A 24,728-nucleotide genomic window follows, 5' to 3' on the forward strand; every position below is an offset into this window, starting at 1 on the left:
TACGCAAACGCCCCTCAGCCAAGGCATCCCGGCTAAGGGGCGTGTTTGCCATTACTGGCTGTACTGCGCGTTGGAAGGCGTTGCGAGAACGTCCCGGTTTATACTTTTTTTCAGGCTCTTGGTCTCTGCTGGTCCATAATATTCTACCAGATAGAAAATGGACTCATATTCGACTCCCTCATAAGAAAGCTCTCTTTCATCCTGGCGTACCAATGAGATGCCGATATCCATTCCCTTCGATTCCACATAATCTTTCAACTCGCTCGTAAGAGCTTCGCCGACACCTTTCTTATAATACACATAGACAACATCGCTCTCTTCGCTTTCGATTACCGCGTCAATCTTTTTCTTCAGATACTCCAGATCCTCTGTACCGGACGTTTCAAACAGGTTGGAAGCGCCCTTCTCCAGATCCAGATACTCTTCCAGTGTCTTATAAGTCAGCGTATAGCGGCAAATCACATAGACCGTTCCATCCACAATCACGGTGTCCATGCTGGTTTCTTCGACTTTTTTGATATAATCAATCCAGTCTCTTGAATCTTCATCATTTAACCGTTCCGTTTCCATTCCCTCATAGATCACTGTGACAGTCTTGGGTTTGTCTTTCATCAGACGCTTAGCTTCCAATGCCTCCGTCACGTACTCCTTGGCTTCAGCTTTCGCCTTTACCACATTTTTCCCGTCGTCTGTACGTGCTTCCTCAAACAGCTTTCGCATTTCCTCGGTAGTTTTCAGATCACTGATCTCTCCGTCATAAGTGATTTCATATGCCCAGTAATCACCGTCGTAGCTTTCAGCTCGATTCGTTACCCAATTTTCCAAGGTTCCGCCCATCTGCTTCACTAGCCACTCCGCTGTCAACCACTCGGGCTTTTCCTTTGTCTGGGTCGTTAAATAAAATCTCTGAATTCCCTCTTCAAATGCCTTTCGCAGATAAGCAGTAACAGCCGTCTCTTCCAATGCTTCAAAATAGTTACTGCCATCATCCATCCGTTGTCCATAAATAGACAGAGAGGCATTACTGCCATCTAAAACGCCGTCCCTTATTTGATCGGGATGTGACATCAGATACTTACGCCATTTATCGCCGGACATACTGGTATCTACCTTTCCGGTAAGCAGATAGTACTCCACAACAGTAGGCCCATACTTTTCCGCTGTTGCAGCGTATTCCTTGTATTTTTCTGTCCCCGGCTTATAGCCTGTCCAGGCCATGTCACGAACCATTTCGGGCTTATGATCCCTTTCAATGACTTCGTCTGTCACATTGATATAATAATTCCGCAACCGGTCAAATCCGTATCCATTTTCCGTACTCTCATTTACAAGCGGATCTTCTCCCGTTACATCTACGTTGTACCACTTTCCATCCAATTTGATCTTGTTCCATGCGTGAGCACCTCCCCAGGCATCTCCGCTCTCATAAACGACTTCCAATCCGCACGCATCCGCCAATTGCCAAAAGGCAAATGTATATCCTGCGCAGACAGCTTCTCCGTTAACCAGCGCGCCGTAAGAATCATGAGACATCTCCGCTTCCAAAGACAGATCATAATCCACATTCTCTACCAAATAGCGGATGATCTCCATCTCCTTTTCAAAGTCAGACATGCCTTCCTTTATGTACTCTTCTTTAAATGCAGCAACCACGTCTTTCACAGCTTTTCTCTGTTCCGGTGTTCCATCCTCATAAACCTTTTTCGTCTCGGTGCTGCTACCGCCGCTAGAACTACTACCGCCACTGGAGCTGCTTCCGCCACCGGAACTGCTCCCTCCACCAGAGCTGCTTCCACCACTAGAACTGCTCCCGCCGCCGGAACTGGAACCGCCGCCACCAGAACTGCTTCCTCCGCCACCACCGGAACTGCGCGAGCCGGAACTGCCGCTCGTCCGCTTCGTCGTCCCTTCCAGCCAGGTACCGCCGGACGTAATTCCCTTGCTTTCATTGATCTGCACATTTCCGCTTCCATCGACCCACTGGCCGCTTGCATTGACAGCCGAGCCGTCTGGCGCCGTTGTGCCTGCCAACATCTGGCCGCCCGAAGGCTGGAAATAATAGCACTTTCCGTCAATCCACTGCCAGCCGGTCAGCGCCGCTCCGTATGGCCTTCCGAGCGGGTTGACGCCGTTGACCGAAGGCACATTGTTCATGTAATACCAGGTTTCTCCCATCGGAAGCCACCCGAGAGCCATATTTCCGTTTCCGTCCAGATAATACCAGTACCCGGACGCGTCCTGAAGCCAGCTTCCGGCCAGACGGCTCCCGTCGCCCTTAATCCAATTCCAGGCTCCGTTTCCCGACTGCCAGCCGCCGGTTACATATCCCTGGCTCCCGTCCGTCTGAGCGTTCCCGTTGGGATCGACCCACACCCCGTCTGTATTGACAACTCCGCCGTCCGGCGCCGCCGCCGATACGAGCATCTTCCCTTCCGGCGCCTGGAAAGAGTAACGCTTTCCGTCAATCCACTGCCAGCCGGTCAGTGCCGCGCCGTATGGCCGTGCATTGGAACCATTCACAGTCATTCCGGTATTTAAGAAATACCAGTTTCCGTCCAGCTGCTTCCAACCGGAAGCCATCCGTCCGTCGGCCTCAAAATAATAGCGGCTTCCGTCCGTATCCTGAAGCCAGCTTCCCGCAAGTCTCGTCTGATCCTCTTTAAGCCAGTACCAGGCGCCATTTTCCGGCTGCCAGCCGCCGAAGGCGGTTCCCACCTGTCCCAGGGCCATCGCTCCGGACAGACAGCTCAGTAAAATCCGTTTTCCTAACTTTTTCATGTCCCTCTCCTTGTCTGCTTTTCAGCCTTCTGTTCTATGTTTCGGACACCGTTTCCCGGAAAAACCATCTCTCCGGCGGCACACGATCTCCGTCGCATGCTTTAAAATCAAACCGGCGGTTCCTGTTCCTTCTTCTCCTGTTCCACCGTGACAATCCGGCGGGTAAGCGCCATGGCCTTCACCACATCCAGAAGGTGCCTCTGGTACTCAGGCGGAACCGCCTTCGCGCCATCCATCACTTCTTCCAGCAATTTCTGGTTTTCCGCCATTTCTTTTCCCTCTTTTGTTTTGTTAAATCTTTTATTATGTATTGTAAATACAATATATCACAAATCAACCTATCCGTCAATTTTAGTTTCGGGAATTTCCATCCCTGTTCCTGTACAGAAATCTGTGCAGACGAAAACCCCAGAGTGTACAAAACTCCGGGGTTTTCTGTCAGTCCATACCATATCCCATGCATTAGTCGATGCGATGAATTTCTCCTTCTCGAATCAGCGGATTATGACTGCCTACGCTATCAAGCATATAGTGATATCCATTATAGTCAAATTCCAGTTTTGTATAATAGCGCATTCTGTAATTGTCCGTCGGAACGAAGCCGCCGTCGGAAAGACCCATAACCATCTCCTTCTCGGCCTTCTCTGTCTTTTGAATATTGGTCGCTCCGGCCTGCCTTACAATTTCCTCCAGTTCTGAAGCTGTATATTCTTCCTTTGTAAGTCCTGTTATCAATTCCTTTAAATTCCCAGTGGCGATAAAAGACATCTGATTTGAAAAATCCCCATTTTCATCTTTCAGGAATATGTAATGATAATCGGTATTGGGGTCATCGTCTATAAATGATATGCCGCCGCCATATGGGAACGTATAGAGTTCCAAAGTATGCCTGCTCATCGCTATCTTGTTGGCCAAACTTTCCTCGCTATACCCCAGTTGCTTTGCAAACGTATGCAGATCCGTATTAAAATAAGAGCTGAAATCTACAAACTGCACGCTGTCCACATTCTTTTTCGTTTGTATCTGCCCATTTACCGTCCAGCATCCATTTTCATCAACGGTGTAGCCATCAACCGTCGTATTCGATGCCATATAGCCATCTTCATAAAAATAATAACATTCCGATATGCCGTCGCCATTCCCATCCAGCCACTGCCATACGGCGGCTGGATAAGAGCCGTCATCGTTCTGGTACCAGTATCCCGTCGAGTCCTTTTCCCATTGCCCTGCAAATGCCGGCATAACTGCTGCTGCGGATAAACCGGCCGCTAACACGGCGGCTGCCATTCCCTTCTTTTTCATGCCATATATCTTCCTTTCATTATGAAATATTGTCATTACCTTTTAATTTCTGGAAATAATAAGTCCGTAAAGCCCTTCCGTGATAGAACGCTCTTTTACGCTATAACTGTATTTCAAATTATTCCAGGTAAACGTAACGCTGTCATTATGTACCAGTTCTTTTCCGCCGGTTGGAACAATGGTATTTCCAACTACCCCGAATGTATCTGCCCATGTATCATTATTTTCATATACGATATCGGCCGCACCGGCTGTTTCTGCAATATACTTGAGCTCACTGGCCCAGAAACCGCTGCGCGGCGCTCCACTGATAAAAAGCCGGGGACTGCCATTGATGCTGACGATCTGGTTTGTGTTGACATCGTAGTTGATTCGAAATGTTTTCTGCTTATCATATTCCTCCTGATTCTCATCACGAAAAGAATATGGCGGCTGATAAGCAATCTGTTTTATATTATCCATATCAATGGGACTGGTTTCATACCACATACCCGCTTTGGCGGCATTCACATCGTAGTATGGCCTGGCGCCCAACATTGCCTTTGCCTTTTCATAATCCTGCAAGTCGGTATTAAAATACTTGGAAACATCAACAAACCGTTCGGCCGCGTCCTGCTGCTTCTGCTGCTGTCTTTGCTGCTCTTCCTGTTCTAATTTAATCCGTTCGCCTTCTTCTCCGCCTGGTTCCCAAATGCCGTCAGCGCCTACATAATAACCGTCCGGAGTTGTCGTACTCATAAGCGCGTAGCCATCCGATTGAAAATAATAATAACTCCCATCAATCTCTTCCCATCCATTGTTTGGATAGGAACCGTCATCATTCTGATACCACCAGCCTTTGAAATCGCTTTTCCATTGTCCGGCAAATGCCGGCATAACTGCTACTGCGGATAAACCGGCCGCTAAGATTGCGATTGCCATTCTTTTCTTTTTCATACCATACCGTCCTTTCATGTTTCTTCTGCTCCCATGAGCCTCAGGCAGATTTCTGCGCCCGCCGCAGAAATCGTCTTACGATTGTATTTACAATACAATATGATACAAAAAAACACAGGAAGATTCAACCCCTATTCCCTTAAATTCCTCAACTTCTTCCTACAATCCTCCGTCTTGTCAATACCCCCCCCCGCCTATATATTGACAACACATTCCGGCCATGTTAAACTTCAAGTACAAAGGAGGAGAACAACTTTGAGCATTGGACAGCGTTTGAAAGAAGCCCGGAAGGCCCGCAAAATCTCCCAGGATGCCCTGGCGGAGAAGCTCGGCGTATCCCGGGGCGTCATTACCAATATTGAACATGATAAAGTCGAGGAACCGCAGGCACTCGTCTTAAGCGCCATCTGCCAGGTCTTAAACATCAACCGGCAGTGGCTTTTAGACGGTACCGGCTCCATGGAACCGAAACAGCCCGACGGCCCCAGCGCAAAAATTTTGTCGGAGCTTTACAGCTATGCCAGGGAGCTTTCGGAAGAGGAGCTGCTTTTTGTTCTCTCCGTCATAAAGTCCTATAAAAAGCACATCAAGCATGAAAAAGGGCTGTAACAGATACAGGCGGCACACCCCGGCCAAGCCGCCGCATTTTACGCAATAAAAAAAGAGGATCTCCCCAGAGCCATTCAAACGGCTGTAAGGATATCCTCTTTCTTATTTTCTTATTTTTCCGTCAGCGAAAGCCGCACCAGCGCCCGCTTGAGGGCAGCCTCGGCCCGCGCCACATCAAGGCCCGGCGCCTGCTCCGAAAGCCTCTTTTCCGCCCGGAGCCTGGCCTCATTGGCCCGCTTCCCGTCGATGTCCTCCGGCCACTCCGCGGCCTCCGCCAGGATCGTCACCTGCTCCGGCATGACCTGCATAAAGCCGGAAAGCAGCGCCGCCTTCCTAATCTCCGCGTCCATGTGGATCGTCAGGATGCCGGGAGCCACTGCCACGGTCTCGGGAATATGCTGAGGATAGATACCGAGCTGGCCGACGGCCGTGTTTAATTCCACCATGGTAACGTCCCCTCGGTAGAACTCGCCGTCCGGCTTTATGATCTGAAGCACCATCGTCTCCGCCATGTCCCCACCCCCTATTTCACACGGGCAAGAACGTCGTCAATATTTCCTGCGTTGAGGAACAGGTTTTCCGGAATGTCGTCATGCTTTCCTTCCAGGATCTCCTTAAAGCCCTGGATCGTCTCGGAAAGCGGCACATACCGGCCGGGAAGGCCCGTAAACTGCCCTGCCACGAAGAACGGCTGGGACAGGAATCTCTGAATTTTTCTGGCTCTCGAAACGATCAGCTTGTCTTCCTCGGAAAGCTCGTCCATTCCCAGCATGGCGATGATGTCCTGAAGCTCCTTATATCTCTGGAGCACCTCCTGGACGCCGCGGGCCACCTTGTAATGTTCCTCGCCCACGATACGCGGATCCAGGATTCTCGAGGTGGACTCAAGCGGATCCACGGCCGGATAGATACCTAACTCCACGATGGAACGGCTGAGTACCGTCGTGGCGTCCAGATGGGTGAACGTGTTGGCCGGAGCCGGGTCAGTTAAGTCATCGGCCGGCACATAGACGGCCTGTACCGACGTGATGGAGCCGTTTTTCGTCGACGTAATCCGCTCCTGAAGAGCGCCCATCTCCGTCTGAAGCGTCGGCTGGTAGCCAACGGCCGAAGGCATACGGCCGAGAAGCGCCGAAACCTCGGAACCTGCCTGGCTGAAACGGAAAATGTTGTCGATGAAAAGCAGCACGTCCTTTCCGCCTTCGTCGCGGAAATACTCTGCCATGGTAAGACCCGTTAAGCCCACGCGCATACGCGCTCCCGGCGGCTCGTTCATCTGGCCGAACACCATGGTCGTCTTGTTGATGACGCCGGATTCCATCATTTCATAATATAAGTCGTTCCCCTCACGGGTACGCTCGCCAACGCCGGTGAACACGGAATAGCCGCCGTGCTCTGTGGCAATGTTGCGGATTAACTCCTGGATTAAAACCGTCTTTCCTACGCCGGCGCCGCCGAACAGGCCGATCTTTCCGCCCTTCTGGTACGGGCAGAGAAGGTCTACCACCTTGATTCCCGTCTCCAGGATCTCCGTCTCCGTGGACTGTTCCTCGAAGGTCGGAGCCGGCCGGTGGATCGGAAGCCGCATTTCGGTATCCGGCTTTTCTTTATTGTCAATGGGCTCGCCAAGGACGTTGAAGATGCGTCCGAGCGTCTTCTCGCCGACGGGAACCGTGATCGGCCCGCCGGTGGCCACGGCCTCCATGCCGCGCACCAGCCCGGCCGTCGGCCCCAGGGCGATGCAGCGGACGGTATCGTCGCCAAGATGCTGCGCCACCTCTACGACAAGCGTCCCGCCTTCCTTTGTGGCGATCTCAATGGCGTCATTGATCTCAGGCAGCTTCCCGTCCGCGAACTTGATGTCCAGGACGGCGCTGATGACCTGGGTAATTTTGCCAGTGTTTTTTTCTGCCATTTCCTATCTCCTTGTCATTATCTGAACTTCCCAAGGCGCCGGCCGGTCAGCCTTCGATGGCATTGGCGCCTGCGATGATCTCCGTGAGCTCCTGGGTGATGGAGCCCTGTCTTGCGCGGTTGTACTGTAAGGACAGCTTCCCGATCATCTCCTCCGCGTTGTTGGTGGCGGAATCCATGGCCGTCATCCTGGCGCCGTTTTCGCTGGCCGCTGCCTCGAGGAACGCGCCGTAGATCAGGCTGCTGATATATTTGGGAATGATCGCGTCAAGAACCTCCTCCGGGTTCGGGGAATAGTTCATGAGAAGCAGATCGTCCTTTTCCGCCCCGCTCTCAGAACCGGCCGCCTCGTTGGCGTCCACCGGCAGAAGCTTTATGAGCCTCGGGATCTGGCTCACCGTATTCTTAAAAGACGTGTAAGCCAGCCAGATTTCCCCGATTTCCCCTGCCTCAAACAGCGCTAAAAGCTCCTTCGTGACCGCCAGCGCATCGTCATAGGACGGCTCCTCGATCATTTCCGAATGGTCGGCAGCAATCTCATAGCCCTTCCGGGAAAGGCCGTCGCGGCCTTTTTTCCCGACAGCGAAAATCTTCGCGTCCGAAACCGGAATCCCGCTGTCCGCCACGAGCCGGATCATGTTGGCGTTGTAGCCGCCTGCCAGCCCTCTGTTGGAGGTGACGACGACAATGGCCTTTTTCTCCGACTTTGCGGCCCGCAGGTACTTGTGATCCAGCCTTCCGGACTTCTTTAACATCTGCCGGATCGTCTCATACATCATGTTGAAGTAGAGCCTGGAATCCTCTGCCCTGCCTCTGGCCTTCTGGAGCTTGACCGTAGCCACCAGCTTCATGGCCTTCGTGATCTGCTCGGTGCTTTCGATGCTGGCCTTCCTGCGTTTAATGTCTCTCATGGTTGCCATGCTGCATCACCTGCCTTATCTCTGCGCCTTGCACTCTTCGATGGCTTTCTTTAAAAGCTCCTCGGTTTCGGGGAGAAGCTCCTTCGTCTTCCGGATGCTCTCCGGAATCTCCGGATATTTCAAATCCACGAACCGGAACAGCTCCTTCTCAAAATCCAGAACCTCGTTCACCGGAATGTCGAGAAGGTACTTTTTCGTCGCGGCATAAATAATCATGACCTGATATTCCACCGGCATGGGCTGGTACTGGGGCTGCTTTAAGACCTCGCGGATCCGCTCGCCCTGGGCAAGCTGTTCCTTCGTGCTGGCATCAAGCTCCGAGCCGAACTGGGCAAAGGACGCCAGCTCCCGGTACTGCGCTAACTCCACACGGATCGGGGCCGCAATCTTTTTGATGGCCTTGATCTGCGCCGCGCCGCCGACACGCGACACGGAAAGTCCGGCGTTGATGGCCGGGCGGAAGCCGGAATGGAACATCTCCGTCTCCAGATAAATCTGGCCGTCGGTGATGGAAATGACGTTGGTCGGAATGTAGGCCGATACGTCGCCCGCCTGGGTCTCGATGATCGGAAGCGCCGTCAGGGAACCGCCGCCAAGCTCGTCGGAAAGCCTGGAAGCCCGCTCCAAAAGCCTGGAATGCAGGTAGAACACGTCGCCCGGGTACGCCTCACGTCCCGGCGGCCTCTTAAGAAGCAGGGACAGCGTCCTGTATGCCGCCGCATGCTTGCTCAAGTCGTCGTAAACCACCAGCACGTCCTCGCCGTTTTCCATCCACTCCTCGCCGATGGCACAGCCGGCATAGGGCGCAATATACTGCAACGGAGCCAGATCCGATGCCGTGGAAACGACAAGCGTCGTGTAATCCATGGCGCCGAACTCCTCCAGGGTTTTTACGATATTTGCAACCGTCGACGCCTTCTGTCCGATGGCGACGTAGATGCAGTGCATGCCCTGGCCCTTCTGGTTGATGATGGTGTCGATGGCGATGGCCGTCTTTCCCGTCTGCCTGTCGCCGATGATAAGCTCACGCTGGCCGCGGCCGATGGGGATCATGGCGTCGATGGCCTTGATGCCCGTCTGAACCGGTGTATCCACGGATTTTCTCTCGATAACGCCGTGGGCCACGCGCTCGATCCGTCTGTATTTGTCGGTGTGAATCGGCCCCTTGCCATCGATGGGCTGGCCAAGGGCGTTGACGACGCGGCCCGTTAAGGCGTCTCCCACCGGCACCTCAACGACGCGCCCCGTTGTCTTTACGGTGTCGCCCTCGCTGATTTTCGAGGTGTCGCCCAAAAGAACGGCGCCCACGTTGTCCTCCTCCAGGTTCAACACCATGCCGTAGACCTCGCCGGGGAACTCCAAAAGCTCGTCCTGCATGGCCTTTTCCAGGCCATGAATCCTGGCGATGCCGTCGGCCACCTGGATGACCGTTCCCACGTCGGAGACCTCCAGCTTCGAGGAATATCTCTCAATCTGTTCCTTAATGACGGAACTGATCTCTTCTGGTTTCAAATTCATGTAAGGTCTGCACCTTCTTTCTTTTCCATTCATCTGCCGGAGCCGGTTTTGGATATCCCGGCTTCCTTATACAAGCTGGATCTTTGAAAGCTCCCGCCTGAGGTTTTCGAGCCGTGTGCGGATGCTGCTGTCAGCCACGCGCCCGCCGATGCGGATCACAAGCCCGCCGATCAATGTCTCGTCCACCTGATAATGCGGTTCCAGGCTCACATAATCCGTAGTCTCCAGAACCCGCTTTTCGATCTTTTCTTTCTGTTCCTCTGAGAGCGGCACGGCGCTTTCCACGTAAACCACGCCGATCTTCTTATATTCTTTTACCCGGTCTGCAAAATATTCCAGGATCTCCGGGATGGACTTCTGCCTTCCCTTTTCCAGGGCGACGGAAAGAAAGCCCGCCATCCCTTCTGAGATTCTCCCGGAAAAAACAGACTCAGCCACCTGGATTTTTTCTTCTTTTCCAAGCTGCGGATGGTTTAGAAGCTCCATGAACTTCGGATTCTCCGCAAAAATGGAGAGCAGCGCCCCGGCCTCCTCGTACCACTCCGAAACCTGGTTCTTTTCCATGGCCTCTTCAAACAGCGCGTCTCCGTAAACCTTCGACACTAGCTTTGCCATGTGCGCTCACCCATTTCTTTTAATGTCTCCTCAATCAAGGCATCCTGAATTTTCACGTCGATGGATGCCGCCATGGCTTTTGCGGCCATCATGGATGCGATGGAGACCATCTCCTGCTTCACATCCTCAAGCGCCTTCTTCTTTTCCAGCTCGATCTCACGGTCGGCGCGGGCGAGGATCCGTCCGGCTTCCTCCCTGGCCTCCGCCACGATCTCCGCCTCCTGCTTCTTTGCTTTCTTTCTGGCCTCGTCTAAAATCTGCTCGGCTTCCTTATTGATTTCACGGAGCCGGCTCTCGTACTCGGCCTTTAACGCCAGCGCCTCTTCTTTGTTTTCCTTCGCGTTCTGAAGGTCGCCGGCGATTTTATTTCTCCTCTTTTCCAGATAGTCCCTGGCGGGATTAAAAAGAAGATAGGAGAGGGCGAAAAACAGGATGAAAATATTGATGCCTGTGATGACAACGTCGCTGATCCATTGAGGGTCAAAATTGATTAACCGTTCCAAGTTTTCGTCTCGCCTCCTTAAGCCTCTGGTTTATTTTAAAAAATCAACCGAACGGCTTTACAAACATAAGGATAATAGCGACAACGAGGCCGTAAAGACCTGTTGTCTCGGCAACGGCCTGTCCAAGAAGCATCGTAGACGTAATGTCGGATTTGGCACCCGGGTTCCGTCCAACTGCTGCTGCGCCGTGTCCGGCGGCGATACCCTGTCCAACGCCGGGCCCGATACCGGCGATCAAAGCAAGCCCTGCCCCGATGGCGGAGCAGCCATAGATAAAGTCCTGACCTGAAATATTCATATGATTGTCCTCCTGAAAATTGATAAAATGTCTTGCCTGTTACAGCTTGTCGTTGACGTACACCATTGTCAGCATACAGAATACATACGTCTGGATGCAGCCTGAAAACAGGTCGCAGTAAACATGAAGCGCCGCCGGAATACCGATCTTTACGAAAATCGGCAGCATGCCGTACCACAGCCCCATGATGATGACGCCGGACAGCATGTTTGCAAACAGACGGAGCGAGATGGAGATCGGGTTTGCAAATTCCCCGATCAGGTTAATCGGAAACAAAACCGGGATCGGCTTAAATAAGCCGGTAAAATGACCGACTCCATGGTTTTTGATTCCCTGGTACTGCACGATCCCGAAGGTCACAAGGCCGAGAAGAAACGTCACGCCGAAATCGGCCGTCACGGTTCTTAAGCCAAAAAGTCCGCTCAGGTTGCAGAACAGGATAAACAGGAATATGGTTCCGATATAATTGGCAAACCGCCTCGCACTGTCGCCCAGGATTCCCGACGTCATGCCTTCAAGAAGCTCGATGCCGGTTTCCAGGATGTTCTGGAACGTCCCCGGGACTTCGGTTGCCCGCTTCATGGCCCGGTTTGCCGCGAATGCCAGGATCAGCAGAAGGATCGTGATGATCGTCATGCCGACGGTCGTCGTCGTCAGCCACAATTCCTGCCCGAACAGATGGTATTTTACGACTCCATGAATCATAAAATCCACACCGCTGTTAGCAGCTTCCCCCATTATGTCTTCCGCCTCCTTTCCTATTAAAAATGCCTTCCTGTATTCCAAAGGAAACTAGTTCCCTTCGGTTCGATGATTCATAAGCCGGTGCACGGCCGGATAGAGGTATGCGCCGGTTTTTACTCCGAGAACGCCGAGGGCTGCCGTGAGGATATTGACCTTGGTAAACTTCCAGAGAAGCAAAAGCGCCGCCAGAATCCCCAGGCTCCTGAGCACTGCATGGAGCGCCATCTTCTTTGAGGCATAGGCCTCACTTCCCGAAGCCGTGCAGACCTCCGCAGACATGGCGAGACTTACTAAAAATACGAGAGCCGCAGCCATGCCGGCTGCAATCCCAAGAAATACATAGGGTTCACGAAACCAAATGAGACAGATAAGGCCGATCACCGCATTATGCAGGATCACGCCGATATACATCTCAAAGACCTGACGTCTGGTTTCATCACTCATGGTCTTCCTCCTTTCCGCCGAACCGCTCGTTCCAGCCCCGTTCCCTTTCCGCCTGTTCCCGCTCGTTTTCCCGCCGTTCCCTGTCAATGGTATTCTTCGCGGTGCGGTAGGCGCTCAAGGCTCCGGAGAGGACTCCGAGGATCAAAAAGATGAGAATCGTTTTCGTACCGAATTTCCGGTCGATGAACCCGCCGGCAAGCAGGCAGAGGAAAATCGGCGTCAGCACATTGATCCCAAGCTGTGTAATCAGGACGAGATTGCTCAGGCCGTTCTTTTTCTGACTCATCGGCTTCCCACCCTTTCATTTTACGCATATCACCGTTATTATACTAAATCTTTCCTTCTGTGTCCATTTCTAAACGGAAAATTAGCGGAAAATTTCGTAATCCATTTAGAACAGATTTCCTGTTTTCGCAAATAGTATTATTTCAAATACCACTTTGCATATCGGTTTTTGCTAAACAATAATGTTGTTCTGGTAATTTTCCCCTTGATTGTGATGCCTGCCTTATACAAGACCTCGATGTCTGATAAATTTTTCAGCACTTCCTGAGCTTTTTCTGTCGCTCTGGCTTTTAGAAAAAAGCTCTCTTGCTTTTTAATTGCTTCTACATTTGAATCTTCTATCGCTGCATCTTCCACAATTTCTTTGGACTAATCCATTCCAATCTGACTTCGTTCTATGACTAATCTATGACTTTCTATGACTAATTTTAACTTACTTTTAGTCATAGCTCAAGAATACACATAAAAATATGTGCCAAATAATCGCCGAATCGGCGCTCCTATGGTATAATGTTCACAGCGTGAACATTATACCTGCGCATACCTGTTTCTGCGCCCGCCCCAGAACTCCGGGCGCAAAGTCCCGCCGGCGGCTGCATCTGCATATCCGCCTGCACGTAATTTTACAAAATCAGGAGAAAACATTTGAAAAATCAAGCGTTCTGTTCCGCCGTCGAGACCCTGCGGAACCAATATATGACTTTAGACTGGTCTTATCAGGATATGATCCTGGACGGCAGACGGGAAAACCTGTGCTGCTGGCCGGGGCCAAAAGACGAAGAGATTTTGATTGTCGTACATCAAAGCGGCGGACACCATGAGGAGTTCCACCGCCACGATTTCTTTTATTTTAATTTTACCTACGAGGGCGAATACGGCTCCGTCAGCTGCCAGTGCGGCAACTGCATCACCATCCGCCAGGGGGAGCTTTACGCCGGACAGCCCTTCGCCGGCCACGCGCTCTGCGTCCATGACAACAAAAACGTGACTATCATCGGCGTCCTGATCCAAAAGCAGACCTTTTTCCGCTCGTTTCTCCCTCTGCTTTCCTCCAACTTCCGGCTGTTCCACTTTTTCCTGGTGCCTTCCTCCAACCGGTTTTCCGACGAATTCATCCACTTCCGGCTGGAAAATGCCTGCGCCATCCGGACACTTTTGGAGATGATGGTGATCGAGTATGCCAATAAAAAAGCAGACACCCAGGACATTTTAAAGCCCCTTGCCCTGGCCTTCCTCGTCCAGATTGAACGCCAGTACGCCGCCGAATATCCGGCGCCGGAGCCCTCCGGAATTTCCGAGCAGGTTCTCCAGTACATGAGCAGCCATTCCGATGTGGCAACCCTAAAGTGCATTGCCTCCCATTTTTCCTACCATCCAAACTACTTATCGTCACTTCTCCGGCGTGAGACGGGAAAGTCATTTTCCGAGCTTCTTCTGGCTCAGAGAATGGAAAAGGCCGCCCTCCTGCTTTCGGAGACCGGCCTGTCCGTGGAGGAAATCGCCCCCATGCTTGGCTATGGGAACAGCAGCAATTTCTACAAGGCCTTCCGGAAATACTACCGCTGTTCCCCGCGCGAATACATACAGTCTAAAGGGGCATAGCCGCCGCCTTTGCCTCTGCCTTTCTCCAGTACAGAAGAAGCAGGGCCGCCGCCAGTATGAACGCTCCAAACCCAAAAATGAACGGGAACTTTGGCCCGGCCGTGTATAAAAGTCCTGAAAACAGGGCCCCCGCGATGCCGCCCAGGGAGCGCACAGCGTTGTAAAAGCCCATGACAAGGCTGCTCTGGTTGCTTTTCACGTCTTCCGCCACCAGCGTCTGAAGCAGCGGCAGGCTCACGGAATGGAAGGCGAAAAATAGCACATTGACGATGACAAACGGAATAATCTGCGAGAACACGACGACTCCCAGCATAGACAGGGAGCATATAACAAACACGGAGATCGACGATTTCCGGATATCCGTGCGCCGGATCAGCCAGATGCAGATCGTGCTGTTGGCCGCCAGGGTGATGAGTCCCATGATCCCCTTTAAGATGCCGTTGTAGCCCGAGGAAAAATTGAACTGATCCCGGATGTAATAATTAAACGTCTGGTCGAAGGTCGTAAATCCAAGGTTCTGAAGCAGGCATGCCATAAATAAAAGGGCAAAGACCGGCGTCAGGAAGCTCTTTGCATTGATGAAGCTCACGAACGGGTTGAACCCCTTCCTGTTTTCCTTCTTTTTTAGCTCGCTCACAGCCATGACAGCGTCCTCGCTGCATGCCATATAAAAGATTACGCCGGCTGAAAACAGGAAGCCCACCTGGAAAATGATGGCAAGATGCGGGAAAATCTCCCCCAGCATGCCGCCAATGAAATAGCCGAAGGCGCCGCATACGGTCTGGAGCGTCGCCGATGTGGTAAGCCACCGCCCGCGGGTCTCGCCGTCCGGCGCCGTGTTGACGATGTAGGCCATGATGCATACAAAACAGCCGCCGCAGAAAATACCGGTCAGGGCCCTGGCAACGATGAAGGCCAGCTCCGTCTTAGACAGGCCAAATAAAATCTGCCCGAGGCCGTACCCCACGCAGGTAATAAGAAGCGCCCGCCGGTTGGAAATGTACGTGCTGAGCCAGCCCCAGAACGGCGAAAACAGGAAATTCGTCGTAAGCTGCGCCGCCAGCGCCAGGCCGAACATATAGCTTCCGAGTCCGAGCGTCGTGAAAATCGTTGGTGTGACCGGATGTGCCGTATTGGAACCGATGTTGAAAATGGCACAGCCGGCGTAGAACAGGAAAAGCCTTGTATCCATTCCGCGGGTACGTTTCTTTCCCTCTGCCATGATAACCCCTCCTTTGTGCTGCGGCCCAAAAGGCCGCGTAACCCCTTTTCTCTTCCCCTATTATAATCCGCCGAGCTGCGAAAGTCACTGTCAATTTCTCAGGTGATTTGCGGCATATCCTAATAATCAGGAAAAGCGCAGACAGCCGAAGCCATCTGCGCCCTTTCTCCTTAATAGGCTCTTGTCATTCCCCCGTCCAAAAGAATCGTCTGGCCGGAAATATAGCTGTTTGCTTCCGAGCAGAGGAAAACAGCAAGGCGGCCATATTCCTCTGTTGTGCCGTAACGGCCAAGAGGGAATGCCTTCAAATCTTCTTTCTCATATTCTTCAACAGTGATTCCGGCTTTCCCGGCCCGCATGGCATTCAGGCTTGCAATGCGGGCAGTTTCGATGCGTCCGGGGCCGATGACATTGATCAGAATGTTGTCCTTTCCAAGTTCCGAGGAAAGGGTTTTCGTCATTCCAACGACTCCCATACGCATGGTATTTGACAAGATCAGATTATCCAGGCAGTCCTTGACTGAGGAGCTGGTGGAATTTATAATTCTTCCGCCCCCTAACCGGCGCATGGACGGCAGGCAGGCGCGGATCGTGCGGACATAAGAAAGCAGGCACATCTGAAACGCGCTCTCCCAGTCTGCGTCGCCAAAGGAATCAAACGGGCCGGGTTTGGGGCCTGGACACATATTTGCAAGTGCCCAGATGTCTCCGAGAGTGGCTGTCGTGTGATCCACCAGCTTCTGAATGTCTTCTGCCGAATTTACGTCACAGATAAATGCTTCCGGGCGGTTTCCGGTCTCCTTCCCGATCTCGTCCTGGGCAGCATAAAGCTGGTCTTTAAATGCCTCCGACGTACAGATCATCACCTTCGCGCCCTCTCTGGCTGCCTCCGTCGCAATTCCTTTGCCCAATCCGGCAGCAGATGCCATACACAAAAATACTTTATTTTTCAATCCTAACTCCATAGCAAAACCTCCTGTACCATCGTTTATTTTTTATCCGGATGCAGCTTTAAATCCACCACCGGATTTACCAGCGGGGCCATTTCAAAACCATTCGGCCCATAAATACGGCACTCAGCCATATCTCCGTCCTGAATGTGGAAAGCGCGCGGCGTTCCGGTCGATAAAACATCTCCGGCATACCATCCCTGGATTTTGCTGTGCAGAGACACTAATTTGTCCGGCCTGTGGGTCATATTGCTCACCGTATTTTTTGCATACACTTCCCCGTTGTTCACGCTCTGAACCTCCAGCTTCAGCACATCCGGCACCTCGTCCGGCGTCACCAGTTCCGGCCCAAAGGAGAAAAATGTCGGGAAATTCTTTACAATCGTCAGATATCTCGGATTCCCGCTCACATAATCATTTCCCTTGAGAATGGATTCCTCTGTCATATCCAGAATCGTCGTGTATCCCACAATGGCGCTTTCCCACTCTTCCTCCGGAACATCACGGCAGTCGCGGCCCATGATGATTCCAAGCTCGGCCTCTGCCGTCGTCTTCTGGGCTTCCTTGAGTGCCGGAAGCCGGATCTCATCCCCCGGCCCGATCAGGGTATCCGCCATCTTAAAGAAACTTCCCGGAAAGCCCACCGGAGCTGCAGAGCCGATGTCTCCGGCGTGATCCACATAGTTTAAGCCAATTCCAAAAATCCTCCTCGGATTGCGGTATAACGGTGCATATACCGCCTGTTCCGCCGGAACCAAACCCGGCATTTCTTCCAGCTCTTCTCTGCCGCCTTTGTTGTACCAGTCTGTCAGTTTTGGAATTTCCCCGGCGCAGAGCAAGTCATACATTTCTTCCTTCCAGTCAGTCCCTTTCGCGGCATTGACCGCGCTGATGGGGAGCACTCCCCTGCCGGTCACGATGCCGGCTTTTTCCTTTTCACCCAAACGGATTGTCGCAAGTCTCATAACTGTCTCCTCCTTATATGCTTTCCTATTTTAAATTTCTTTTCCTGTTATTGCCTGCTTCAATTTCTGGCATCCCTCAACGATATCTTCATAACTGGCCGCAAAGGACATACGAAGATAGCCCTCGCCGCCCGGCCCGAACACATTGCCTGGAACCAGTGCGATTTTGGCTTTCTCCAAAAGATACTGAGCCAGTTCCTCGCTGGTCTTTCCCAACTGTTTCACATTGATAAAAATATAGAAGGCGCCTTTCGGGCACAGACAGCTGATGCCTGGTATTTCATTGATCGCTTTCACCGCATAATCACGGCGTCTCCTGTACTCCCTGACCATGGCATCCACTTCTCCATTCTCTTCGTTTAAAGCCGCTGCGGCTGCCAGCTGCACAAAATTTGGCGCACACGTCGTATTGTACTGATGAAATTTATTCATCGCATTGATATACTCCTCGGGAGCCGCAACATACCCCAGGCGCCAGCCATCCATGGCATATGCCTTCGACATTCCGTTCAAGGTAAACGTCCGCTCCTTCATGCCCGGCAGAGATGCGATGCTGATATGCCTCTCCCCGTCATAAATCAGGCGCTCGTACACCTCATCGGAAATAACCATCAGATCATTGGCGGCCGCCAGCTCTGCCAGCTCCTTCAAAACCGGCTCTGTCAGAACCCCGCCCGTCGGATTGTTGGGGGTGACAATGACAACGGCCTTCGTCCTGGGTGTTATTTTGCTTTTTATCTCGTCCAGATCCATCTGGAATCCATTTTCTTCTCTCAGCCCATATGTCACCGGCTTTGCCCCCAGCAGATTCGGAACATTGATATAGTTGAGCCACACCGGATCAGGAACAAGGATCTCATCTCCCCGGTTTAATATTGTGGCTAAGACAGCAAACACAGCTTCAGAAAGCCCGACTGTCACCAGCACCTCTGACGCCTGGTAGGAAACATGGTTTTCCCTTTTCAGCTTCTCTGCGATGGCCTGCCTCAGTTCCATGTGCCCAAAATTTGAAGTATAATGCACCTTTCCCTCGCTCAGGGCCTGGTACGCCGCTTTCTTTATGTAATCCGGCGTATCAAAATCAGGACGCCCCAGTTCAAAATGAAAGACCCTTTCCCCTGCCCGTTCCATCGCCAGGGCTTTCTCATTAACCTTGCGTATCCCGGAAGGCATCAACTGCTCCATTCTCTCTGCAATACATGCACTCATCTTTCCTCTTCCTTCCCTTTCATTTTCCTTTTCAAGCATTGTACAGGGCTCTCCCGCCTGCTATAATTATTGTAAATGCAGAGGTTCTCCCTGTAAAATTCGCAAAACATAAACACCTTATAAAGAAATTCATATAGGAGATTTTCCATGCTGAACTATAAAGAGTACATATATGCCATTTATCAGGAAAAAAGCTTTTCCAAGGCCTCAAAAAAACTTTTCGTTTCCCAGCCGTGGCTCAGTTCCGTTGTAAAGCGGGTGGAGCAGGAAATAAAAAACCCCATCTTTGACCGCACCACCTCCCCCATCTCCCTGACGGAAGCCGGACGCTACTACATTGAACAGGTTGAAAAGGTCATGGAAATTGAAAACGATATGCGGCAGCATTTTGCTCAGATGAATTCTCAGAGTGGAACCTCGCTTCACATCGGGAGCTCTACCTTCTTCTGCACTTATGTGCTGCCCAGGCTGATGAAAGAATTTAAAGAATTTTATCCCCACATAACACTCACGTTCACAGAGGGAAATAATGAAACGCTTCTGGAAAAGCTTCTGGACAGGAAAATTGACTTTCTTCTGGAAGCGGAATGCCTCGAGCATCCTCAGATCCAGGTCGAAGCCTGGGCTTCCGAGGAGATCATTCTGGCTGTTCCCGCAGAATATGCCATAAACAAGAAGCTGTCAGACTATCGGTATCGGTTTGACGAACTGATAAAAAGAAATGAGCCGGGCTGCCGAAAACCGCCCGTTCCTTTGCAGGAATTTAAAGATGAAGCGTTTTTGCTGCTTATGCCCGGCAATGATATTTATCGCCGCGGAATGGAAATGTGCCGTCAGGCCGGCTTTGTCCCCAACGTCCCTACATATTTTTCACAGATGATGACTGTCTATTATCTGACCTGCGAAGGGCAGGGCATCTCTTTCCTGCGCTCTACCATTCCCGAATATGTAACGCCGACGGATCGGGTCGTATTTTATCAGCTGGAGAGTCCTCTGGCTGCCCGTAATATCTACCTCTCCTATCTGAAGCGTCACACCAGTCCGGTACAGCAGAACCTGATCGACTTCATGGAAAACCGAAGCCTGCTGAATGAAGCCGATGTTTTTTCTATGGAAACGGAACCGTAAAAATGAGGGACTGCCCCGGCAGTCCCTCGCTTCCTTTCCTATTTAGTAGTTGATCCCCACGATCCCAAGCTCGCCGTCCACGGAATTAAAAATAATGTTGGGCGTATCGTCACCGATCACAACGCCTGCCATTAACGGCACCAGATCCGAAAGGTCAGCCGCAGAAATCGCATCTACCAGCTCTGCATTAAAAATCATCTCCGGATCCAGGGCTAAAAACGCCTCTTTGCTCTCTACGACGCCGTCATTTTCCTGGACGCAGGAAATATATGTCGGATACGCCATCAGGTCAGCCAGCGCATTCATGTCCTTTGCCTTCACGGCCTCGACGATCTGGTTTGCAAAACCAGTATAATCGGAGTTTTCCAGATCAGTAAAGTTCTGATTCTGCTCGATAGCTTCCTGTTCCTCTGCGGCGCCCGGTCCCTGCGCCTCAAGTTCAGCGTCCATCGTCTCCTTCGTCTCTTCTTCTGCATCCGTTGCTGCCTCGCTGCCGGCATTTTCTTCCTTTGCCGTTTCCTTTTCTGTCTCCTCTGCGGAAGCCGTCGTGGCCGCTGCCGTCGTCTCATTGTTGTTTTTGGAGCCGCATGCTGTCACGGCCGCCGCCAGCGCACATACCGCCAGCAAAACCATCAGTTTCTTTTTCATAATCGTCATCTCCTCATTTTTCTTTTTCTGCGGCGCCGTTTCCGCGCCGTTTTTTCACAATCGAGTAAACGCTCGTCACCGTTATTCTCTGCGGTAACAGGGAACAATATACCATTCTGCACCGTACATATCAAGGAAGAAATTATTAAAATTATTTTTATTTTTCGTATGAAATTTCCCAGGCATTTTCATTTTAGTTTTATAGTTTCTCCATACTTCTGTCACAATTCTCCGATATACTGGTACCATCGAAAAACAAATGAGGCCGGCAAAAAAAAGCGCGCGCAAGTCTTGCCGGACTCGCCAAACAACAATCTCCAGGCCGGGGACGGCCGGAGTTCAACATAGATACGCACTTTTATAGTTCTACAACCCTTTTTAACCGTACAAAAGAGGGTGTCCCAAAACTATGATTGATTAAAAATCATAGAGAGGGGCATCCTCTTCTTATATTGCTGAAAAGGGCTTTTACATGAAAAACAGCACTGGATGTTCATCTCTCCAGCGCCATCTTTGTGATGTTATGGGCGATTGCTAACAGTCCCCACTCTATTTTTACCTTATCCGCTCCGCGCAAGTGAAAACGACGGAACGACCAACAGCCTTTGATCCTCCCAAAGACCTGTTCCACTTCCACAACCCTTTGTGAACGCAGTACCAGTCCTTTTTCGGAACAAAGGTTCTCGTTTGCTTTTCTTTTCAGTTCATTCAACCGGTGGGATACCCGGACCGTGCGGTTCTTTTCCGTATGCTTACATTCTGATGCATAGTGGCAGCCGCTGCAGTCTTCACACCGGTAATAATCCCGCCTAGTTTCATAGCCGGCTTCTGTTACATATTTTCGGTTTCCCACATGCACCAGCCGTTTCCCATTTCTGCAGACAAAGCTGTCTGATTCCGGCAGATAGGGCAGATTCTCCGCCAGATAAGGGGTCTCCCGGTTTTTCTTTTTCTTCTCCCAGTGAAATTTGTTGTATTTTACATAACAGCCTACCTTCTTTTCTTCTAAATATTCATAATTCTCTTCGCTCCCATATCCTGCATCCGCGATCACGTTTTCCGGTAAACACCCCAGTTTTTCTTCCAGGTGCCTTAGGTGCGGGATCATTGTTTTCGTATCGGTTGGGTTGGGATGTATGGTAAAGCCCACGATATATCGGTTCTCTGTCCCGATCTGGATGTTATAGCCAGGTTTTAGCTGGCCGTTTAACATGGCATCTTCTTTCATCCTCATAAAAGTGGCACCCTGGTCTGTTTTTGAATAGCTGTTCCTTCCACGAAAGGTTTCCAGGGATTTTTCGTATTTCTGTTTCCTGGGAAGGATATCCTTTTTAAATTCTTTGGATTTTTTCTTCAGCTGTTTATTTCCTGGCTCTTGTTCCAACTTTTTGTCGATGCTCTCCACAACAGCTGCCACCTGTTCTGCGGTGATCTGGGTATGCTCCCCCTTTTCCTCCAGGTCTTCTTCCAGATAAATCTGATTTTCTTCCGCCACAATCCGGTCGATCTCCCGGAGATGGTTCTTGATCTTTTCATCTAGTTTCCGGTCATAATTACGGACGGACTTGTTCCATACGAAAGAATACTTATTGGCGTTAGCCTCGATCTTTGTGCCATCCAAAAAGTAATTCTGAAGCTTGATATAGTTTTTCTCGATCAGGAGTTTGACCACTTCAAAGAACACATCCTCGATGATGTCTTTCATGTGAAGGCGAAAGCGATTGACGGTACGAAAATCCGGTTGATTTCCACCAGCGATCCACATGAAATTAACATTTTCACGAAGAGCTTTTGCGATCATGCGGGAGGAATAAACTTTCTGAGAATAAGAATAGATCATAACCTTCAGCATCATCCGTGGGTGATAAGCAGGGCATCCGCCCTCTTTGTATCTGCCGTAGAGTGAAGACAGGTCCAAACTGTCCACGATGGTATTTACGACCCGCACCAGATGATTTTCCGGTATAAAATCTTCAAAAGATAGTGGTAATTGTAATTGATCCGTAGTATAATCTTTAAATGTGAGCATACCTTATTATATCACATAATAAGGGGAAATGGAGAACGGCGTGGTAACCGTTCTCTATTTTTTCAGAAAAAGAGGGTATCCCCTCAAGTCACTTCATGACTTTTGGGACACCCTCTTTTTTTTTGTATGCCTGTCTTTCTATTCTCCGTCAAACTTTCCGGCAATTTCCCCGCAGAGCCGCGACATGGCCGGCGAAAGCCACCGCTCCGCCGACACAAGGATCTGGATGTCCATCTCCATGGCGCAGTCCTCAACCGGAATCTCCGAAACCCGCCCGGCCGCCAGTTCCTCTTTCAGGTCAAATTCCGGAAGGAGGGAAATCCCGGCCCCGCCGGCCGCAAGGCGGATAAGCGCCGCCGTGGAGCCGATTTCCAGCCGGTCGGAAAGCGTAAGCCCCCTCTTAGCCAGCTCGTCCTCAAGAAGCTTCCTGTAATTGCAGCCCCGCTCCGTAAGAAGCCAGTTTTCCCCCGTCAGTTCTGCCAGGCGCACCGGCCCGCGTCCCGAAAACTTTCCGCCGGCGGCCGCGAAAAACACAATCCGGGACGGCCGTTTATAAAGGATCCGGATTTCCGGCTCCGTCACCGGCTTATCCAAAAGCACGGCCGCGTCCACCTCGCCGCGCTTTAACATATCTATGAGCTGGAGCGTCGTCCCCACCGTCACCTTCAGGCGCACCTTCGGGTACTTTTCCAGGAACTCCGAAATCCCCTCCATGTACGGCGAAGCACAGATGGACTCCAAAAATCCCAGGCGCAGCTCCCCGGCCGGCTCGCCGCCCTCCGTAAAATGGCTTTTGATTTTTTCCTCCAGATCCCGCATCTCGCAGGCGTATGCCAGAAGCTCCTTTCCGGCCGCCGAAAGGGTGATCCGCTTCCCTGTCCGGATAAACAGACTGACACTAAGCTCCCGCTCCAGGGACTCGATCTGGGCCGTAACCGTGGACTGGGCATAGTTTAGCCGTTCGGCCGCCGCGGAAAAGCTCCCAAGCTCCGCCGCCCGGATGAATGTCTTAAGATTCCTGAGTTCCATGTATGTCTCCCATTATCATGTTTTTCGATATCCTTTATGCGTATTTTCCATTTGTCCGCCGCCTGCCTGACATGATAAAATGAATCCATCAAAAAACAGGAGCGAACGCATATGAAAGATTTAAAAGATACCTGCAAAATCGCCGTCGTCCAGGCGGAGCCCATTCTATTCGACAAGGCCGCCTGCACGAAGAAAGTCCTTGACCTCATCGGCGCCTGCGCCGAAAAAGGCTCTGAGCTCATCGTATTCCCGGAGCTTTTCATCCCCGGCTACCCCTACGGCATGACCTTTGGCTTCACCGTCGGCAGCCGGAACGAAGACGGGCGCAAAGACTGGAAGCGGTACTATGACAATTCCATCGTTGTCCCCGGCCCGGAAACCGAAGAAATCGGGAAAGCCGCAAAGGCCGCCCATGCCTATGTAAGCATCGGCGTTTCCGAGCGCGACGCCGTTTCTGCCACCCTTTATAACACCAACCTGTTCTTCTCGCCGGAGGGCGAGCTGATCGGCGTCCACAGGAAATTAAAGCCCACCGGCTCTGAGCGCATCGTCTGGGGCGACGCCGACCGCGGCTATTTCCCCGTAGCCGATACCCCCTGGGGCCCCATGGGCAGCATGATCTGCTGGGAGAGCTACATGCCCCTTGCAAGAGCGGCGCTCTACGAAAAAGGCGTCACCCTGTACATCTCCCCCAACACCAACGACAACGAGGAATGGCAGTCCACGATCCGGCACATCGCCATCGAAGGCCACTGCTATTTCATCAACTGCGACATGTTCTTTACAAAGGCGTCGTATCCGGCCGATCTTCACTGCCCGGAGGAAATCGCCAAGCTTCCCGATATCGTCTGCCGCGGCGGCAGCAATATCATCGACCCCTTCGGCCACTGCGTTACCGAAACCATCTGGGACCGGGAGGGCATCCTGTTCGCCGACCTGGACATGAACCTGGTTCCGGCAAGCCGCATGGAATTCGACGGCTGCGGCCATTATTCCAGGCCGGATGTGCTGAAATTTACCTTTGAAGAAAAATAACCTTGTTTTCTCTCCGGCGGGCAGGCGTCCGCCGGAATTTTTTTA

The 24,728-nt window shown here is 51.6% G+C and carries 26 protein-coding genes; 4 read left to right on the forward strand and 22 right to left on the reverse strand.

What is annotated here, in order from left to right:
- Positions 1 to 51: 51 nt before the first annotated feature.
- The 4 genes from KE531_06380 to KE531_06395 all read right to left on the reverse strand — a co-directional run bounded on the left by KE531_06380 (position 52) and on the right by KE531_06395 (position 5,016).
- Positions 52 to 2,778 (reverse strand): hypothetical protein, encoded by a 2,727-nt coding sequence (locus tag KE531_06380; GenBank protein ID MBR9953252.1) that lies wholly within the window; start codon positions 2,776 to 2,778, stop codon positions 52 to 54.
- A 107-nt stretch (positions 2,779 to 2,885) separates the two neighbouring features.
- On the reverse strand, positions 2,886 to 3,047 hold the full coding sequence (locus tag KE531_06385; protein ID MBR9953253.1) for a hypothetical protein: 162 nt from the start codon (positions 3,045 to 3,047) through the stop codon (positions 2,886 to 2,888).
- Positions 3,048 to 3,240: 193 nt separating this feature from the next.
- Positions 3,241 to 4,080 carry a hypothetical protein gene (locus KE531_06390; protein ID MBR9953254.1) on the reverse strand — a complete coding sequence of 280 codons (840 nt, stop codon included), beginning with the start codon at positions 4,078 to 4,080 and terminating at the stop codon, positions 3,241 to 3,243.
- Between the two features lie 42 nt (positions 4,081 to 4,122).
- Positions 4,123 to 5,016 (reverse strand): hypothetical protein, encoded by an 894-nt coding sequence (locus KE531_06395; protein MBR9953255.1) that lies wholly within the window; start codon positions 5,014 to 5,016, stop codon positions 4,123 to 4,125.
- 99 nt (positions 5,017 to 5,115) lie between these two features.
- Between KE531_06395 and KE531_06400 the strand changes: the two genes are divergently transcribed.
- Complete coding sequence (locus KE531_06400; GenBank protein MBR9953256.1) at positions 5,116 to 5,625, forward strand: helix-turn-helix transcriptional regulator; 510 nt, start codon at positions 5,116 to 5,118, stop codon at positions 5,623 to 5,625.
- 110 nt (positions 5,626 to 5,735) lie between these two features.
- Here KE531_06400 and atpC read toward each other — a convergent pair whose 3' ends face one another.
- The 11 genes from atpC to KE531_06455 form a co-directional block, all read right to left on the reverse strand.
- A complete protein-coding gene (gene atpC, locus KE531_06405; GenBank protein ID MBR9953257.1) occupies positions 5,736 to 6,137 on the reverse strand; it encodes an ATP synthase F1 subunit epsilon in 402 nt (133 codons plus the stop codon).
- Between the two features lie 11 nt (positions 6,138 to 6,148).
- The gene (gene atpD, locus KE531_06410) at positions 6,149 to 7,540 is read right to left on the reverse strand and encodes a F0F1 ATP synthase subunit beta (protein MBR9953258.1); all 1,392 of its coding nucleotides are present in this window, start codon (positions 7,538 to 7,540) and stop codon (positions 6,149 to 6,151) included.
- A 46-nt stretch (positions 7,541 to 7,586) separates the two neighbouring features.
- On the reverse strand, positions 7,587 to 8,459 hold the full coding sequence (atpG, locus tag KE531_06415) for an ATP synthase F1 subunit gamma (GenBank protein MBR9953259.1): 873 nt from the start codon (positions 8,457 to 8,459) through the stop codon (positions 7,587 to 7,589).
- A gap of 15 nt (positions 8,460 to 8,474) precedes the next feature.
- On the reverse strand, positions 8,475 to 9,977 hold the full coding sequence (atpA, locus tag KE531_06420; protein ID MBR9953260.1) for a F0F1 ATP synthase subunit alpha: 1,503 nt from the start codon (positions 9,975 to 9,977) through the stop codon (positions 8,475 to 8,477).
- A 66-nt stretch (positions 9,978 to 10,043) separates the two neighbouring features.
- Positions 10,044 to 10,592, reverse strand: a complete 549-nt coding sequence (locus KE531_06425; protein MBR9953261.1) for a F0F1 ATP synthase subunit delta — start codon at positions 10,590 to 10,592, stop codon at positions 10,044 to 10,046.
- Complete coding sequence (gene atpF / locus KE531_06430; protein ID MBR9953262.1) at positions 10,580 to 11,095, reverse strand: F0F1 ATP synthase subunit B; 516 nt, start codon at positions 11,093 to 11,095, stop codon at positions 10,580 to 10,582. The genes KE531_06425 and atpF overlap by 13 nt, the downstream gene beginning before the upstream one ends.
- A gap of 43 nt (positions 11,096 to 11,138) precedes the next feature.
- Complete coding sequence (gene atpE / locus KE531_06435) at positions 11,139 to 11,393, reverse strand: ATP synthase F0 subunit C (GenBank protein MBR9953263.1); 255 nt, start codon at positions 11,391 to 11,393, stop codon at positions 11,139 to 11,141.
- Positions 11,394 to 11,432: 39 nt separating this feature from the next.
- Positions 11,433 to 12,131 carry a F0F1 ATP synthase subunit A gene (gene atpB, locus KE531_06440; protein ID MBR9953264.1) on the reverse strand — a complete coding sequence of 233 codons (699 nt, stop codon included), beginning with the start codon at positions 12,129 to 12,131 and terminating at the stop codon, positions 11,433 to 11,435.
- Between the two features lie 54 nt (positions 12,132 to 12,185).
- Positions 12,186 to 12,581, reverse strand: a complete 396-nt coding sequence (locus KE531_06445) for a hypothetical protein (GenBank protein ID MBR9953265.1) — start codon at positions 12,579 to 12,581, stop codon at positions 12,186 to 12,188.
- Positions 12,574 to 12,867, reverse strand: a complete 294-nt coding sequence (locus KE531_06450) for an AtpZ/AtpI family protein (protein MBR9953266.1) — start codon at positions 12,865 to 12,867, stop codon at positions 12,574 to 12,576. The genes KE531_06445 and KE531_06450 overlap by 8 nt, the downstream gene beginning before the upstream one ends.
- A gap of 137 nt (positions 12,868 to 13,004) precedes the next feature.
- Positions 13,005 to 13,223: a hypothetical protein gene (locus KE531_06455; GenBank protein ID MBR9953267.1), complete on the reverse strand. Its 219-nt coding sequence runs from the start codon at positions 13,221 to 13,223 to the stop codon at positions 13,005 to 13,007.
- Positions 13,224 to 13,562: 339 nt separating this feature from the next.
- On the opposite strand from KE531_06455, the gene KE531_06460 reads away from it, so the two are divergent.
- A complete protein-coding gene (locus tag KE531_06460; GenBank protein ID MBR9953268.1) occupies positions 13,563 to 14,468 on the forward strand; it encodes a helix-turn-helix transcriptional regulator in 906 nt (301 codons plus the stop codon).
- On the opposite strand, the gene KE531_06465 is transcribed toward KE531_06460, so the two are convergent.
- The 4 genes from KE531_06465 to KE531_06480 form a co-directional block, all read right to left on the reverse strand.
- Entirely contained in the window at positions 14,455 to 15,690 is a 1,236-nt protein-coding gene (locus tag KE531_06465) for an MFS transporter (protein MBR9953269.1), read from the reverse strand. The genes KE531_06460 and KE531_06465 overlap by 14 nt on opposite strands.
- A 170-nt stretch (positions 15,691 to 15,860) precedes the next feature.
- Positions 15,861 to 16,655, reverse strand: a complete 795-nt coding sequence (locus KE531_06470) for an SDR family oxidoreductase (protein ID MBR9953270.1) — start codon at positions 16,653 to 16,655, stop codon at positions 15,861 to 15,863.
- Positions 16,656 to 16,678: 23 nt separating this feature from the next.
- Positions 16,679 to 17,605 (reverse strand): fumarylacetoacetate hydrolase family protein, encoded by a 927-nt coding sequence (locus KE531_06475; protein ID MBR9953271.1) that lies wholly within the window; start codon positions 17,603 to 17,605, stop codon positions 16,679 to 16,681.
- 30 nt (positions 17,606 to 17,635) lie between these two features.
- Positions 17,636 to 18,814, reverse strand: coding sequence for a pyridoxal phosphate-dependent aminotransferase (locus tag KE531_06480; protein ID MBR9953272.1), 1,179 nt, complete (start codon positions 18,812 to 18,814; stop codon positions 17,636 to 17,638).
- A 147-nt stretch (positions 18,815 to 18,961) separates the two neighbouring features.
- Between KE531_06480 and KE531_06485 the strand changes: the two genes are divergently transcribed.
- Complete coding sequence (locus tag KE531_06485; protein ID MBR9953273.1) at positions 18,962 to 19,942, forward strand: LysR family transcriptional regulator; 981 nt, start codon at positions 18,962 to 18,964, stop codon at positions 19,940 to 19,942.
- Positions 19,943 to 19,984: 42 nt separating this feature from the next.
- Here KE531_06485 and KE531_06490 read toward each other — a convergent pair whose 3' ends face one another.
- The 3 genes from KE531_06490 to KE531_06500 form a co-directional block, all read right to left on the reverse strand.
- Positions 19,985 to 20,590: a hypothetical protein gene (locus KE531_06490; protein MBR9953274.1), complete on the reverse strand. Its 606-nt coding sequence runs from the start codon at positions 20,588 to 20,590 to the stop codon at positions 19,985 to 19,987.
- 493 nt (positions 20,591 to 21,083) lie between these two features.
- The gene (locus KE531_06495; GenBank protein MBR9953275.1) at positions 21,084 to 22,619 is read right to left on the reverse strand and encodes an IS1182 family transposase; all 1,536 of its coding nucleotides are present in this window, start codon (positions 22,617 to 22,619) and stop codon (positions 21,084 to 21,086) included.
- 138 nt (positions 22,620 to 22,757) lie between these two features.
- Complete coding sequence (locus tag KE531_06500) at positions 22,758 to 23,648, reverse strand: LysR family transcriptional regulator (GenBank protein ID MBR9953276.1); 891 nt, start codon at positions 23,646 to 23,648, stop codon at positions 22,758 to 22,760.
- A 111-nt stretch (positions 23,649 to 23,759) separates the two neighbouring features.
- On the opposite strand from KE531_06500, the gene KE531_06505 reads away from it, so the two are divergent.
- Positions 23,760 to 24,683 (forward strand): carbon-nitrogen hydrolase family protein, encoded by a 924-nt coding sequence (locus tag KE531_06505; protein MBR9953277.1) that lies wholly within the window; start codon positions 23,760 to 23,762, stop codon positions 24,681 to 24,683.
- The last annotated feature ends 45 nt before the right edge of the window (positions 24,684 to 24,728 follow it).

The organism is Eubacteriaceae bacterium Marseille-Q4139 (assembly GCA_018223415.1).
Lineage (GTDB): Bacteria > Bacillota > Clostridia > Lachnospirales > Lachnospiraceae > CABSIM01.